The 15,027-nt window shown below is 31.2% G+C and carries 12 protein-coding genes and 4 tRNA genes; 13 read left to right on the top strand and 3 right to left on the bottom strand.

Features of this window, described 5'->3' with window-relative positions; all coding sequences use genetic code 11:
• Window positions 1–22 precede the first annotated feature (22 nt).
• From ABDX67_RS04865 to uvrA, 3 genes are all read right to left on the bottom strand, one after another.
• On the bottom strand, window positions 23–2,824 hold the full coding sequence (locus tag ABDX67_RS04865) for a gluzincin family metallopeptidase (protein WP_347173844.1): 2,802 nt from the start codon (window positions 2,822–2,824) through the stop codon (window positions 23–25).
• A gap of 72 nt (window positions 2,825–2,896) precedes the next feature.
• Complete coding sequence (locus ABDX67_RS04860; RefSeq protein WP_347173843.1) at window positions 2,897–3,607, bottom strand: LOG family protein; 711 nt, start codon at window positions 3,605–3,607, stop codon at window positions 2,897–2,899.
• Window positions 3,608–3,673: 66 nt separating this feature from the next.
• Window positions 3,674–6,496 carry an excinuclease ABC subunit UvrA gene (uvrA, locus tag ABDX67_RS04855; RefSeq protein ID WP_347173842.1) on the bottom strand — a complete coding sequence of 941 codons (2,823 nt, stop codon included), beginning with the start codon at window positions 6,494–6,496 and terminating at the stop codon, window positions 3,674–3,676.
• Between the two features lie 110 nt (window positions 6,497–6,606).
• Between uvrA and ABDX67_RS04850 the strand changes: the two genes are divergently transcribed.
• The 13 genes from ABDX67_RS04850 to tuf all read left to right on the top strand — a co-directional run bounded on the left by ABDX67_RS04850 (window position 6,607) and on the right by tuf (window position 15,003).
• Window positions 6,607–6,834 carry a PspC domain-containing protein gene (locus tag ABDX67_RS04850; protein ID WP_347173841.1) on the top strand — a complete coding sequence of 76 codons (228 nt, stop codon included), beginning with the start codon at window positions 6,607–6,609 and terminating at the stop codon, window positions 6,832–6,834.
• A 6-nt stretch (window positions 6,835–6,840) separates the two neighbouring features.
• Window positions 6,841–7,755: an SDR family oxidoreductase gene (locus tag ABDX67_RS04845; protein WP_347173840.1), complete on the top strand. Its 915-nt coding sequence runs from the start codon at window positions 6,841–6,843 to the stop codon at window positions 7,753–7,755.
• Between the two features lie 73 nt (window positions 7,756–7,828).
• Window positions 7,829–9,505, top strand: coding sequence for an alanine/glycine:cation symporter family protein (locus ABDX67_RS04840; RefSeq protein WP_347173839.1), 1,677 nt, complete (start codon window positions 7,829–7,831; stop codon window positions 9,503–9,505).
• Window positions 9,506–9,513: 8 nt separating this feature from the next.
• Complete coding sequence (locus ABDX67_RS04835; RefSeq protein ID WP_347173838.1) at window positions 9,514–10,395, top strand: ComEA family DNA-binding protein; 882 nt, start codon at window positions 9,514–9,516, stop codon at window positions 10,393–10,395.
• Window positions 10,396–10,423: 28 nt separating this feature from the next.
• Window positions 10,424–11,590 (top strand): acyl-CoA dehydrogenase family protein, encoded by a 1,167-nt coding sequence (locus ABDX67_RS04830; protein ID WP_347173837.1) that lies wholly within the window; start codon window positions 10,424–10,426, stop codon window positions 11,588–11,590.
• A gap of 174 nt (window positions 11,591–11,764) precedes the next feature.
• The gene (gene rpsU, locus ABDX67_RS04825; RefSeq protein WP_347173836.1) at window positions 11,765–11,962 is read left to right on the top strand and encodes a 30S ribosomal protein S21; all 198 of its coding nucleotides are present in this window, start codon (window positions 11,765–11,767) and stop codon (window positions 11,960–11,962) included.
• Between the two features lie 112 nt (window positions 11,963–12,074).
• A complete protein-coding gene (locus ABDX67_RS04820) occupies window positions 12,075–12,959 on the top strand; it encodes a tyrosine-type recombinase/integrase (RefSeq protein ID WP_347173835.1) in 885 nt (294 codons plus the stop codon).
• Between the two features lie 6 nt (window positions 12,960–12,965).
• Window positions 12,966–13,274, top strand: a complete 309-nt coding sequence (hpf, locus tag ABDX67_RS04815) for a ribosome hibernation-promoting factor, HPF/YfiA family (RefSeq protein WP_347173834.1) — start codon at window positions 12,966–12,968, stop codon at window positions 13,272–13,274.
• Window positions 13,275–13,370: 96 nt separating this feature from the next.
• Window positions 13,371–13,444: transfer RNA gene (locus ABDX67_RS04810), tRNA-Thr, on the top strand.
• Window positions 13,445–13,475: 31 nt separating this feature from the next.
• Window positions 13,476–13,557 (top strand) — tRNA-Tyr (locus ABDX67_RS04805).
• 42 nt (window positions 13,558–13,599) lie between these two features.
• A tRNA-Gly gene (locus tag ABDX67_RS04800) sits at window positions 13,600–13,672 on the top strand.
• An 11-nt stretch (window positions 13,673–13,683) separates the two neighbouring features.
• Window positions 13,684–13,756 (top strand) — tRNA-Thr (locus ABDX67_RS04795).
• Window positions 13,757–13,818: 62 nt separating this feature from the next.
• On the top strand, window positions 13,819–15,003 hold the full coding sequence (tuf, locus tag ABDX67_RS04790) for an elongation factor Tu (RefSeq protein WP_347173833.1): 1,185 nt from the start codon (window positions 13,819–13,821) through the stop codon (window positions 15,001–15,003).
• Window positions 15,004–15,027 lie beyond the last annotated feature (24 nt).

Raw genomic sequence — 15,027 nt, 5'->3', positions numbered from 1 at the left:
GTTACAAAATTATTTTTGGTGATTATAAAAAGCCTCTTCTAAAGAAGTTGTAAATAGCTGAGGGATCTGCAGTCAATACAAAACGAATTTTACTTGGATATGCATTTTGACTAATTTCCCAACCATTATTTGAGTACATCGGAAAATAAACTTCTAAAATGTTGTGGATAAAGTTAAATCGTATTCCGTTCTCGTAAGCAAAATAAGTATCTTGTCCTTTGTTCTTTAAAAAAGCAACATCGTTATAATATTCTACCCATTTCCAAAGTCCGATACTAGAATTAAAAGATGCCATAAACTGATTTGCAAAACGTGTTGGCAAAACAGATTTAAATCCACCATCATTAATGATAACTTGTTGGCTAAAAATTCCAGAACTTTCTGATCTTCCAAAATAGTTTTGTTCAAACAAATAATCTGACGGACGATCTAATCCAAAGCTAAAATAATTTCCAGTGGTTTTATTATTTAAAAAGAATCCACCAAAAAATCTAAAATCTAATTGTCTGTTTGCTGCGGTTAATTTTCTGTATCTAATATCCGTAGAAAATTTTGTAAAATTAGAGGAAATATCTGTGTTTACTTTATAAGAAACTCCTTCAATAATATTTGGTTTAGAATAGATGTATTTTACATTTAAAACATTGTACACATCTTGCTCTCTTGCAGGAATATTTGCAGCAGTTTCTTTATGAATATTCACATATTTAACTGTTAAAGCGCTTCCTCCAACATCACGTAAACTTTTCCTTTTAAAAAGAACTGAAACGAACGGAGTAAAAATGCCGTAAGATAATTCTGGTGCGTAATGAAAATTACTTGCAGAAACTCCATAAACAACTTGTCTAATTTTAGACTCCTCGAAATACTGATTGTACATTACAGAAGCTAAGCCAGTTACAGATTGACTTTTTGTTGCGTAAGATGGTACTAATTTAAAGACAAAATTTCTTGGAATTACTGGTTTGTTATGCAGTTTTAATCCTAGTGTAATTCCATCATAATAATTGTAACTTAATTCTGGTTGATAAAATAATTGATTGTAATAAGGATCTTCAATATCCTTGATTAATTTTAATTGTATCGGTTTGTCTAAAATGCTTTTTTTAACATTTTTCCAATTATCCAAGGTATTGTATTCTGGATATAATTGTTCGTAATTAAGAGATATTTTATCAAAATCTCCTTTTAAAATAGTAACTGTTTTGGTAGAATCGATTCCGGTAAACCATTTTTGAAACTTTATTTCTTTGTTTTTTACGCCATATAATGCAACAGGAGCAGTGATATTTCTTTTATTTTTGATATCAATTTTTAAAGAATCATTTTCTGTTTTAACTTTTTTAATGGTGTAATCAATTTTTTTATTGGTGTTGATATAGTCACCAAAAAACCATGTTAAATCTTTATTGGTTTTTGATGAAATGATGTTGTTAAAATCTGCACTTTTACTGATTTTTAATACATGTGTTTTATAATATTCTTTAAAACTTTGTTTCACAACAGAATCGCCAACATATCCTTTTAAGTACTGCAAACCTAAACCAGCTTTGTATTTGTTGGCTATTTTTCTATTAAAATTTGATAAAGAATCTGCTCTTGTTGTTAATGCTTGATCTAAAAATTGACGCGCACTAAATTGATATACAAACGGATATTTATCATTAAAATTTAGTTTAGAAAAATTGAAACTTCTAATTCCCCAAATTTTGGATACAGTTCCTAAAAGTTTTACATCTGGGTAATATGTATTTACATATTCAATCATTAAATAAGTCTGAATTCCGTCTATTAACCAGTAATCAGTTCGCCTATTTAAAAGCAATGTATTTTCTATATATTTTCTCGAAATCGCTTTAAAAAAAGTAATATCTCTATCAAAAACATCAGAAAACGGACTTAGAAATTTAGGCAATTGATTTAAGCCATAAATCGGATTGTTGTTTTGAGAAATTTTGTCAATTAAAATCTCTTTATGAGGGTATTTACCTAAGTAGCTTTCAATAAAATAAATTTCTCTATTTAAAATATCTGAAGTTAATTTTTTGTTGATTCCTTTTGATTCAATATCAGAAATAACGTCAATGTTTTCGGTTTTATAAACAGTAAAATTATTTGTTTTATCAATGCTTAGAATAACATCAGTTTTGTTTTTTCCTGATAAATTATAAGTAGAATTTATTTTCTTTTTTTGCGATAAATTACTTGTAACAAAGGTGTTTTCGGTAACTTTTAATTTAATGTTGTAATTTGCAATGTCTATAAATAAATCATCGATATTTAAATTGCTCATTAATTGCCAATCAGTAGTAAAAACAACAGGAGTTAGATACCAATAACGTAAATGATAACCTGTTTTTGTTTTGCCATAACTTGTAAATCTTGCGTCAGGAATTTTAACTGTAAACGAAGCGTTTATTATTATAGAATCCGCAGGATTTAAAACTTCATCTAAATCAATTTTAAGAATATCTTCAGCATCTTTATTAGAAGTAAATTGTACAGATTTGTAGTTTACAGATAGATTTAAAATCTTGCTAAAACCACGTTCATTCTTTTTTGCAAAATAGAGCGATTTGTCATAATCTTCAATCAATCTTTTTGTTAAAGGCGTGTTTTTATCTTTAAAGCTATTTGCCCAATTATGAAGATAAATTTCGCTTAAAGGTTGCTTAGAATTATTGTAATAAACAATTTCTTGCTGAATCTTTATCACATCATTTTTTTCATCTAAAATCGCATCAATTTGTATTGAATTTGTTTGTGCGCAAATTCGAGCTACAAATAATGTAACAATAAACGTAAAGATTAGTTTTAGTTTCAAATCGAAATTAATTTATAATAAGGATTACATGTTATTAATGAAAAAATTTCAAAAAAAGTATGTAGCTATTTTTTAGAAGTTTGGTTTTAGGCTGTATTTTGCATAAAACTTATTTAAGTGATCTATCGCTTCATCAGCGGTGTCAACAACTCTAAATAAATTTAAATCTTCAGCACTAATATTTCCTTCAGCAATTAATGTATTTTTAATCCAGTCTAACAATCCGCCCCAAAAATCTTTACCAACTAAAACGATTGGAAAACGTCCAATTTTTTTAGTTTGAATTAAGGTAATTGCTTCAAACAATTCATCTAAAGTTCCAAAACCTCCAGGCATTACAATAAATCCTTGAGAATATTTTACAAACATTACTTTACGAACAAAGAAATAATCGAATTCTAAGTTTTTATCGCTGTCTATCCACGGATTAAAATGCTGCTCAAAAGGCAATTCTATATTTAATCCAACCGATGTTCCTTTTCCTCTGTGTGCGCCTTTATTACCAGCTTCCATAATTCCTGGTCCGCCGCCAGTAATAACTCCGTAACCATTTTGAGTTAATTTAAAAGCAACTTCTTCTGCCAATTTATAAAACTTGTCTTCTGGTTTTGTTCTTGCGGATCCAAAAATTGAAACACAAGGTCCAATTTTACTTAACTTTTCATATCCAGCAACAAACTCAGACATGATTTTAAAAATCGCCCAAGAATCGTTTGATTTTATTTCATTCCACGTTTTTTGATCTAACTTATCTTTAATTAATTTCTCTTCCTTCGGATTCATAATCTCTCTATTTTTTTAATTATTCTTTAAAATTTTATTTACCAAATTACTTTTTTGGCAAACGTGCTAAGATACTTCTTTTTTCAAAAACTTAGCTGTATAACTGGTTTTATGTTTTGCAACTTCTTCTGGCGTTCCATAACATAAAACCTCTCCACCTTTTTTTCCGCCTTCCATACCAATATCAATGATGTAATCTGCCAATTTTACAACATCTAAATTATGCTCTATAATTAGAACAGTATTTCCTTTATCTGCCAATTTATTTAATACATCCATTAAAACTCTAATGTCTTCAAAATGCAAACCAGTTGTTGGTTCGTCTAAGATATAAAAGGTATTTCCAGTATCTCTTTTAGATAATTCTGAGGCTAATTTTATACGTTGTGCTTCTCCGCCAGATAGCGTTGTAGATTGCTGCCCTAATGTTATATAACCTAAGCCAACATCTTTTATGGTTTTAATTTTCCGGTGGATTTTAGGAACTTTTTCAAAGAAAACAACTGCATCATCTATTGTCATTTCTAAAATATCTGAAATCGATTTTCCTTTATAGCGAATTTCTAAAGTTTCTCTATTAAAACGTTTTCCTTGGCAGGTTTCGCACTCTACATGAACGTCTGGTAAAAAATTCATTTCAATAACTCGAACTCCGCCACCTTGACACGTTTCACATCTTCCGCCAGTAACATTAAAAGAAAATCTTCCTGGTTTATAACCACGAATTGCAGCTTCTGGTGTACGAGCAAATAAACTTCTAATTTCGCCGAAAACTCCAGTATATGTAGCTGGATTTGAACGAGGAGTACGCCCAATTGGAGATTGATCTATGTCGATTACTTTGTCTACATGTTCTAAACCTTTAATGCTTTTGTAAGGCATTGGTTTTTTTACGCCACGATAAATATGTGCGTTTAAAATTGGATACAACGTTTCATTTATCAAGGTTGATTTTCCGCTTCCAGAAACTCCAGTAACGCAAATCATTTTTCCTAAAGGAAAATCTACCGAAACATTTTTTAAATTATTTCCTGTTGCTCCTTTTAATTGAATTTTTTTTCCGTTTCCCTTTCTTCTTTTTTTAGGAACAGCAATTACTTTTTTACCTGTGATATAATCCGCAGTTAACGTATCGTGTTTTTTTAATTCCTCAAAAGTTCCTTCGCTGACAATTTCTCCGCCATGTCTTCCAGCTCCAGGACCAATATCAAACACAAAATCTGCAGCTTCAATCATGTCTTTGTCGTGTTCTACAACCAAAACCGAATTGCCAATATCTCTTAATTTGATTAAAGAATCAATTAATTTTTGATTGTCTCTTTGATGCAAACCAATGCTCGGTTCGTCTAAAATATACAACACGCCAACTAGTTGAGAGCCGATTTGTGTTGCCAATCTGATACGTTGCGCTTCTCCGCCAGACAAGGATTTTGAAGTTCTGTCTAAGTTCAAATAATCTAAACCAACATCAAGTAAAAATTGAATTCGAGTTCTAATTTCTTTTAAAATTTCTTCAGCAATTGTTAACTGTCTTTTAGAAATTTTCTTGTCGATTTTATCAAACCAATTTGCCAATTCTGTGATGTCCATCTTTGCTAAATCGCTAATATTTTTATCTAGAATTTTAAAATACAAGGCTTCTTTTTTAAGACGATTACCGTTACATGTAGAACACGAAACTTCGTCCATAAAATCTTTTGCCCATCTTTTTATAGAAGTAGATTCACTATTTTGATATTGACTGTTGATAAATGAAATAATTCCTTCAAAATCAATTTCATAATTTCTAGTTACGCCAACTGATTTTGATTCTATATTAAATTTTTCGTTTCCGCCATTTAAAATAATGTCGATTGCTTCTTTTGGGATTTTGCTAATTGGATCGTTTAATTTAAAATTATAACGTTCTGCAATTAGTTGTAATTGCTTAAAGATCCAGCTATTTTTTTGTTCTCCTAAAGGAATAATTCCGCCATTTTTAATTGAGACAGAATCATCTGGAATTACTTTGTTTAAGTTTACTTCGTTGGTAATTCCTAAGCCATTACAGGACGAACAAGCTCCTTTTGGTGAGTTAAAAGAAAATGTATTTGGTTCTGGATTTGGATATGCAATTCCGGTTGTTGGACACATTAAATCTCTACTAAAATATCTTGGATTGTTGGTTTCTAAATCAATTACCATTAAAATATTATTACCAGTATATAAAGCTGTTTTAATCGTTTCTTCTAATCTTTTTTCTACGGAATTGTTGACAGCAATTCTATCAATTACAACTTCAATATCGTGCGTTTTGTATCTGTCTAAACGCATTCCTTTTGTAATTTCAACAATTTCTCCATCAACACGAACTTTTACAAAACCTTGTTTAGAAATTTGCTCAAATAATTCTCTGTAATGTCCTTTTCTAGATTTTACAAGTGGCGCTAAAATGGCTATTTTTTTATCTTGAAAGTTGGTAAGAATTAATTCTTTGATTTTTTCATCAGAATAACTCACCATTTTCTCTTCGGTGTTGTAAGAATACGCATCAGCAGCTCTTGCAAAAAGCAATCTTAAAAAATCGTAGATTTCTGTGATGGTTCCAACGGTAGAACGCGGACTTTTATTGGTAGTTTTTTGCTCGATAGAAATCACAGGAGAAAGTCCGTCAATTTTATCAACATCTGGTCGTTCTAATCCGCCTAAAAACTGACGCGCATATGCAGAAAACGTTTCAATATAACGTCTTTGTCCTTCTGCATAAATAGTGTCAAAAGCCAATGAAGATTTTCCGCTTCCGCTTAAACCAGTGATAACAACTAGTTTTTCGCGCGGAATCTTAACATCTATATTCTTTAAATTATGAACTCTTGCGCCAAAAACTTCTATGTATTCTTGTTGTTTCAATATGGGAATTTTTAGGAAAAAGGCAAAGTTACACAAACCAATTTATTTTTTACTAAAATCCTAAGAGCAATTCATCATTATATATTATCTTGCGTACACAATATTTTTAAATGAGTTTTATACATTCTGTTCGGCATTATTTTGAGCGTCACGGATTTGCGGTTTCTACAAGATTAGCAGATCGGTTAGGAATGCGCGCTTTAAATGTAAGATTGTTCTTTATTTATATTTCATTTGTAACCGTTGGATTGTCTTTTGCATTGTATTTAACATTAGCTTTTGTGTTGCGGTTAAAAGATATGGTGTACACAAAACGTAGTTCTGTTTTTGATTTATAAAAATTAATGAAAATAAAAATTCTTATTACTGGAAGCAATGGATTATTAGGTCAAAACTTAATTGACTTATTTCTGAAGGATAAAAACAATTACGAAATTTTCGGATTCTCTAAAGGAGAAAATAGAAGTGGAAGAACCGATTTTGAATATCAAACTTTAGATATTACAAACAAACAATTACTAGCAGAAAAGGCAAAGCAAATCTCCCCAGATTTTATCATCAATACCGCAGCAATGACAAATGTTGATGAGTGCGAAAATGATAGAACAGGTTGTTATGAATTAAACGTAAATGTTGTAGAATATTTAACCGCTATTTGTTCAGAAATAAATGCACATTTAATTCATATTTCTACCGATTTTATTTTTGATGGAGAAACAGGAAATTACACAGAAGAAGCTGTTCCGAATCCGTTAAGTTATTACGGAGAAACCAAATTGCTTTCAGAGAAATTTTTACAGAAATCAACCATAAATTTCACTATTTTAAGAACCATTTTAGTGTACGGTTTGGTTAATGATATGAGCCGAAGTAATATTGTTCTTTGGGTAAAAGAGTCCTTAGAAAAAAACAAAGAAATTACCATTGTAGATGATCAATTTAGAGCACCAACTTTTGTAGAAGATTTAGCATTGGCTTGTAAAATTTCTATTGATAAAAAAGCAACAGGAATTTTTAATATTTCAAGCAATAAATTATTAAGTATTTACCAAATTGCTCAAGAAATTGCAGAAACTTTTCAGTTAGATAAAACGTTGATAAAGCCTATTTCTACAAGTACTTTAAATCAAACTGCACCAAGACCTCCAATAACAGGATTTGATTTAACTAAGACAAATAATGTGTTAGAATTCTATCCAAAATCATTCAAAGAAGATTTACAAAGATTTAAAGAAAATTTATCTAATGTTCATTTTTAACAACTAAAAGTTGTTAAAAGTTCATTTTTTTTATGATATTGCGCCTACTAATCAAATAAATTAAATATTTCTCATGAAGAAAAAACTTCTTTCGCTACTGTTTTTAGCAGTACCAGTATTTACATTTGCACAAGAAAAAGGAATAGATGAAAAAATTAATGATGCTTTTATGCCAATTGCAACTTGGTGGGAAAATTTCATCTTAACCACAGTGCCAATTGGAGAATATGATGTGCCATTTGTGGTGCTTTTATTAGTAGGTGGCGCAACATTCTTTACTATTTATTTCAAGGTTCCAAGTATTACACGTTTTCATACAGCAATTAGTACTGTTCGTGGAAAATATGTTGATATTGAAAAGCATGGAGTAGATAAATTATATAATAATGATGAAGCATTAGCTATAGAAGATATTCAAGATACTATTCGTGATGAAAGTGCTCATGGAGAAGTTTCTCACTTTCAGGCATTGGCAACAGCAGTTTCAGGAACCGTTGGTTTAGGAAATATTGCTGGAGTTGCAGTAGCAATTGCATTAGGTGGTCCAGGTGCAACTTTCTGGATGATTGTTTGTGGATTGATAGGAATGTCAACAAAATTTGTTGAATGTACTTTAGGTGTAAAATATAGAGATGTTGGTGAAGACGGTACTATTTATGGTGGTCCAATGTATTACATGTCAAAAGGATTAAAAGAACGCGGTTTTAAAGGTTTAGGAAAAGTTTTAGGTGTATTGTTTGCAATACTATGTGTTGGTGCTTCTTTTGGAGGTGGTAACGCATTTCAATCAAATCAAGCAACTGTACAATTATCTTCTTTAATGGGGCTTCAAGGAGGTTCATCTGGATTTATTATTGGAGTTGTATTAGCAATATTAGTTGGTATCGTTATTATTGGAGGTATTAAACGTATTGCTAAAATCACAGAAAAAATAGTGCCATTTATGGCAGGAATTTATATTATAGCTTCTTTAATCATTATTTTATCACATGCATCTTATATTGATGATGCGTTTAGTTTAATAATAGACGGAGCATTTACGCCAATGGCTGGTCTTGGAGGAGTAGTTGGAGTAATTATCGTAGGTTTTCAACGTGCAGCTTTTTCAAATGAAGCAGGTGCAGGTTCAGCTGCAATTGCACACTCGGCTGTAAGAACAAAATATCCAGCATCAGAAGGTGTGGTAGCTCTTTTAGAGCCTTTTATTGATACTGTTGTTATTTGTACAATGACTGCATTAGTAATTATTTTCTTTAATATTGATGGAACAGATATGCAAAGTGTTTTCCAATATGGAGCAGCAGGAGATTCATCAAGTAGTGTTTTATTAAACTCTGATGGAAGTTCAATTGGAGGAGTAGATTTAACGTCTATGGCATTTGATGCTGTAATTCCAGGATTTTCATATATATTAACTATCGCTATCGTATTGTTTGCTTTTTCTACAATGATTTCTTGGTCTTATTACGGACTACAATCTTGGAAATATTTATTTGGTAGAGGAAAAACTGCAGATATGGTGTATAAGGTTTTATTCTTATTATTTATTGTTATTGGAGCAGCTGCTACTTTAGACGCAGTTATAAAATTCTCTGATGCTATGATTTTAGCATTGGTATTCCCGAATATGGTTGGGTTATTGTTCTTATTCCCAAAAGTAAGAGAAGAAATGAAAAAATATATTGATGCTATAACAATTAAGAAAGAAGCAATTGAAGATGGTGCAATAGATGTTAATGATCACTTGTAAATAAAAAAATGTTTAAAAAAAGACCCCATTTCTGGTATAACAAAAGCCAAAGAAATGGGGTTTTCTTTTTATTATTGATAATTGTTATTCTACAAATAGCAATCTCATTGGTTAATTTTTCTAGTAATAATAAAGATTTTAATATAAAAGAATCAATTGCTTTAAATGCAAAAATTGATTCTTTAAAAAAGAATGAGATAGAAAATAGGAAACCAAAAATCTATCCTTTTAACCCCAATTACATTACAGATTATAAAGGCGCTCAATTAGGAATGTCTATTAAAGAAATTGATAGATTACTTGCATTTAGAAAAACTAATAAGTTTATTAATTCAGTTAGTCAGTTTCAAAAAATCACACAAGTTTCTGATAGCTTATTAGACGAAATTTCTCCTTACTTCAAATTTCCAGAATGGATTGTAAAACAAAATCAACAAAAAAATGTAAAGAGTTCGACACTAAAATTAAAAGACTCTAAATCAAAACGAACTACAACAGATTTAAATTTTGCTACTGCTAAAGATTTTCAAACTATAAATGGAGTCGATAAATACGTTGCTCAACGAATAGTTAAATATAGAGAAAGACTTAGTGGCTTTTCTGATGAGAATCAATTAAAAGAAGTTTGGAAACTAGATATTTCAACTGTACAAAGAATTTTGAATGTTTTTAAAGTTATTGATGAGCCAATCATCAACAAAATAAATGTAAATACTGCCACATTTAAACAGGTGCTTTCTAATCCTTATATAGATTATGAATTGTGCAAAAAAATCTTTGAGTTTAGAGATGAAGTTGCTGAATTACAATCTATTGAAGAGTTAAAAAATATTGAAGGTTTTCCTTTAGATAAATATGATAGAATAATTCTATATTTGGAAGCTAAATAAACAAACAACTAAAATAGCAAACAGTACTATGAATAACATGTACTTTACAGAAGAACACGAGGTTTTTAGAAAAAGTTTTCGTGATTTTTTACAAAAAGAAGTAACTCCGCATATAGATAAATGGGAGAAATCTGGAACAATAGAACGCTTTATTTGGAAAAAATTTGGCGAAATGGGGTATTTCGGATTAAACTCTCCAGAAGAATATGGAGGATTGGATTTAGATATTTTTTACACCGTTATTTTCTTAGAAGAATTACAAAAAATTAATTCAGGCGGATTTGCAGCGGCAATGTGGGCGCACGCATATTTAGCGATGACACACGTTACAAAAGAAGGAGATGAAAGAATTAAAAGTGAATATCTAACACCAAGTATTGATGGTGATAAAATTGGATGTTTGTGTATTTCAGAACCTTTCGGAGGAAGTGACGTTGCAGGAATGAGAACAACTGCTATTAAAAAAGGAGATTCGTATGTAATTAATGGCTCTAAAACTTTTATTACAAACGGAATTTATTCAGATTATTTAGTGGTTGCAGCAAAAACAAATCCGGAAGACAAACACAAAGGAATGAGTATTTTTATTATGGATAGAGATACACCAGGAATTTCATCAACCAAATTAGATAAGTTGGGTTGGAGAGCTTCAGATACAGCAGAAATTGCTTTTGATAATGTTGTTATTCCATCAGAAAATTTAATGGGAGAAGAAGGGAAGGGCTTTCCTTATATCATGCAGCATTTTGCGTTAGAGCGTTTGGTAATGGCAATTAACGCACATGCTAGAGCAGAATATGCGGTAGAATATGCAATTCAATATATGAGTGAGCGTCAGGCTTTTGGAAAAACGTTGGATAAGTTTCAGGCACTACGTCATAAAATAGCAGAAATGGCGAGTGAAGTAGAAATGTGTAAAGAGTTTAACTATTCAATTGCAAAAAGATTAAACGACGGAACTTATGTTGTAAAAGAAGCAAGTATGGCAAAAATGTTGTCAACCAAAATGGCAGATGCTGTAATTAATGATGCTTTACAAATGTTGGGTGGTTATGGTTATATGGAAGATTACCCGATGGCGCGCTTGCTACGCGATAGTAGATTGGGCCCAATCGGTGGTGGAACTTCAGAAATCTTAAAAGAGATAATTGCTAAGATGATTATCGACAAGAAAGATTATAAACCAGCAACTTAATTAGATTTCTAGATTGTTAGACAATTAGATAGCTTATTATAATCGATAATTAAAAAACTTTTGCTGCTCAATAAATAAGCAATCTTTTTTTGTTGTCTATTAAAAAAACCTTTGTACTTTTGCAGTCCATTAAAAAAACAAATAGATAGAACAAATGAAAGGAGGTGCCAATATATGTTAATTATACCAGTTAAAGAAGGAGAGAATATCGATAGAGCTTTAAAACGTTTCAAAAGAAAATTTGATCGTACGAAGACAATGAAGAACTTGCGTAACAGAAAACATTTTACAAAACCTTCTGTTGCTAAGAGAGCTCAAAACATCAAAGCATCTTATGTTCAAAGATTAAGAACTCAAGAAGAAGTAGGTTAGTAATAACCTGTTTTTACAATATAAAAATCCTGTTGATTCAACAGGATTTTTTTTGTTTTATACTTTTGCTACTTTATATATGTGTAAATTTGAAAAAATCAAGAATATAAAAATGATCACTTCTTTTTTAGAGTATTTAATTTTAGAGAGAAAATATTCAGTACATACGGTTACGGCTTACAAAAATGATATCAGTTCTTTTTATGAGTTTTGCAAAGAAGAATATGAAACTGAAAACCTTACAGATGTTAATTACAGCCAGATTAGATCTTGGATTGTAAAATTGGTTGATGAAGGAATCTCTAATAATTCAATAAATAGAAAAGTAAGTTCTTTAAAATCGTTTTATAAATTTTTGCAAAAAACTGAGCAAATTACTTCAAGTCCATTAGCAAAACACAAATCACTTAAAGTTGCAAAAAAGGTTCAAGTTCCGTTTACGTCAAAAGAGATCAATGAGGTTATTGATGGTTTAGAAGCCGAAACTGATTTTATATCACTAAGAAATAAATTAATTGTAGAGCTTTTTTATTCTACCGGAATGAGAAGAGCAGAGTTGATACGTTTATATTTATCATCGATAAATTTTCAGTCAAAAACAATAAAAGTATTAGGAAAGAGAAATAAAGAAAGATTAATTCCTTTAATTCCATCAGTATTAAAAACCATCGAAGAATATCTAATTTTTAGAAAAGAAATTGCAACCAACACAGATTTTCTGTTTATAACGCAGAAAGGAAATAAAATATACGAAACACTTGTTTATAGAGTTATAAATAATTACTTTAGTATTGTTTCTACGAAAGTAAAAAAGAGTCCGCATATTTTAAGACATTCATTTGCAACTCATTTGCTAAATCAAGGAGCAGATTTAAACTCAGTTAAAGAATTGTTAGGGCATTCAAGCTTAGCTTCAACTCAAGTTTATACAAATAATAGTCTAGAGAAAATAAAACAAGTGTACAACCAGGCTCACCCTAGAAGCCATAAAAAGTAAAATTATATGAAAGTATTTATCCAGTCAGTTAATTTCAATGCAGATACAAGTTTGATAAAATTTGCAGAAGACAAAGTGAAAGGTTTGACGAAGTTTCATGATAAAATTATCGATGCAGAAGTCTTTTTAAAGGTTCAAAATACAAGTGATAAGGAAAATAAGATTTCTGAGCTTAAAATTAATATTCCGGGTAGTGAGTTAATTGTGAAAAAAGAAGCAAAATCTTTTGAAGAAGGAATAAGTACAGGTATAGATTCGTTAAAAAGACAACTTAAAAAGTCAAAAGAAAAATTAAGAGGTTCAATGTCAATTTAAAAATTAAAAAAATAGGTAAAAAAAGTTTTAGAAATAAAAAAAACTTTATACATTTGCAGTCCGTTAGAAATAGCGGATTGTTTTTTTATGCAATATGCCGATGTAGCTCAGCTGGCTAGAGCAGCTGATTTGTAATCAGCAGGTCGGGGGTTCGAGTCCCTTCATCGGCTCAAAAAAAGCAAGAAAGTTCATTGAAACAATGGTGAGATACTCAAGTGGCCAACGAGGGCGGACTGTAAATCCGCTGACTACGTCTTCGCAGGTTCGAATCCTGCTCTCACCACAGATAGTTTTTCAATTGAAAAACAAAGGTTAAAAATAGAATGCGAAAGTAGCTCAGTTGGTAGAGCGTCAGCCTTCCAAGCTGAATGTCGCCGGTTCGAACCCGGTCTTTCGCTCTAATTTTTAAGCCGGTGTAGCTCAGTTGGTAGAGCGCATCCTTGGTAGGGATGAGGTCACGGGTTCAACTCCCGTCGCTGGCTCAAATAAAATAGAATAAAATAAACACTAAATATATTTAACTAAGAATTAAAAATTAATAATCATGGCAAAAGGAACTTTTGATCGTTCAAAACCACACTTAAACATTGGTACTATTGGACACGTAGATCACGGTAAAACAACTTTAACTGCTGCTATTACAAAAGTACTAGCTGATGCAGGTTTTTCAGAAGCAAAATCATTTGATCAAATTGATAACGCTCCAGAAGAAAAAGAAAGAGGAATTACAATTAATACATCTCACGTAGAGTATCAAACAGCTAATCGTCACTACGCTCACGTTGACTGTCCTGGTCACGCGGATTACGTAAAGAACATGGTAACTGGTGCTGCACAAATGGATGGAGCTATTTTAGTAGTAGCTGCAACTGATGGACCAATGCCTCAAACAAGAGAGCATATCTTATTAGGTCGTCAGGTAGGGATTCCTAGAATTGTTGTATTTATGAATAAAGTAGATATGGTTGATGATGAGGAGTTATTAGAGTTAGTAGACATGGAGATTAGAGACTTACTTTCTTTCTATGAATATGATGGAGATAATGGACCTGTTGTAGCTGGGTCTGCATTAGGAGCATTGAATGGTGAACAAAAATGGGTTGATTCTGTTTTAGAATTAATGGAAGCTTGTGATAGCTGGATTGAAGAGCCATTAAGAGAAGTGGATAAAGATTTCTTAATGCCAATTGAAGATGTATTTTCAATTACTGGTCGTGGAACTGTAGCTACAGGTCGTATCGAAACTGGTATTGCAAACACAGGAGATCCTGTTGAAATTATCGGTATGGGAGCTGGAAAATTAACTTCTACTATTACTGGTATTGAAATGTTCCGTCAAATCTTAGATAGAGGTGAGGCTGGAGATAATGCAGGGATCTTATTAAGAGGTATTGATAAAGATCAAATAAAAAGAGGAATGGTAATCTGTAAACCAGGTTCTGTAACTCCACACGATAAATTTAAAGCTGAGGTTTATATCCTTAAGAAAGAAGAAGGTGGACGTCATACTCCATTCCATAACAACTATCGTCCACAATTCTATGTAAGAACTACGGATGTTACAGGAACAATTACTTTGCCAACTGGAGTAGAAATGGTTATGCCAGGTGACAACTTAACAATTACTGTTGAGTTACACTCTACAATTGCAATGAACGTTGGTTTACGTTTTGCAATCCGTGAAGGAGGTAGAACTGTTGGAGCTGGTCAGGTGACTGAAATTCTTTAATTAGAGTTCATTTAATAAAATTTC

Origin of the sequence: Polaribacter uvawellassae (assembly GCF_039748955.1) — a bacterium.
GTDB classification, from domain to species: domain Bacteria; phylum Bacteroidota; class Bacteroidia; order Flavobacteriales; family Flavobacteriaceae; genus Polaribacter; species Polaribacter uvawellassae.
This window is presented reverse-complemented; position numbering and strand designations above follow the sequence as displayed.

Excerpts from the sequence above, each read along its gene's own strand:
- ABDX67_RS04860 (WP_347173843.1), bottom strand. The coding sequence starts at position 3,607 with ATGAATCCGAAGGAAGAGAAATTAATTAAAGATAAGTTAGATCAAAAA.
- ABDX67_RS04850 (WP_347173841.1), top strand. The coding sequence starts at position 6,607 with ATGAGTTTTATACATTCTGTTCGGCATTATTTTGAGCGTCACGGATTT.
- ABDX67_RS04845 (WP_347173840.1), top strand. The coding sequence starts at position 6,841 with ATGAAAATAAAAATTCTTATTACTGGAAGCAATGGATTATTAGGTCAA.
- ABDX67_RS04840 (WP_347173839.1), top strand. The coding sequence starts at position 7,829 with ATGAAGAAAAAACTTCTTTCGCTACTGTTTTTAGCAGTACCAGTATTT.
- ABDX67_RS04835 (WP_347173838.1), top strand. The coding sequence starts at position 9,514 with ATGTTTAAAAAAAGACCCCATTTCTGGTATAACAAAAGCCAAAGAAAT.
- ABDX67_RS04830 (WP_347173837.1), top strand. The coding sequence starts at position 10,424 with ATGAATAACATGTACTTTACAGAAGAACACGAGGTTTTTAGAAAAAGT.
- rpsU (WP_347173836.1), top strand. The coding sequence starts at position 11,765 with ATGTTAATTATACCAGTTAAAGAAGGAGAGAATATCGATAGAGCTTTA.
- ABDX67_RS04820 (WP_347173835.1), top strand. The coding sequence starts at position 12,075 with ATGATCACTTCTTTTTTAGAGTATTTAATTTTAGAGAGAAAATATTCA.
- hpf (WP_347173834.1), top strand. The coding sequence starts at position 12,966 with ATGAAAGTATTTATCCAGTCAGTTAATTTCAATGCAGATACAAGTTTG.
- tuf (WP_347173833.1), top strand. The coding sequence starts at position 13,819 with ATGGCAAAAGGAACTTTTGATCGTTCAAAACCACACTTAAACATTGGT.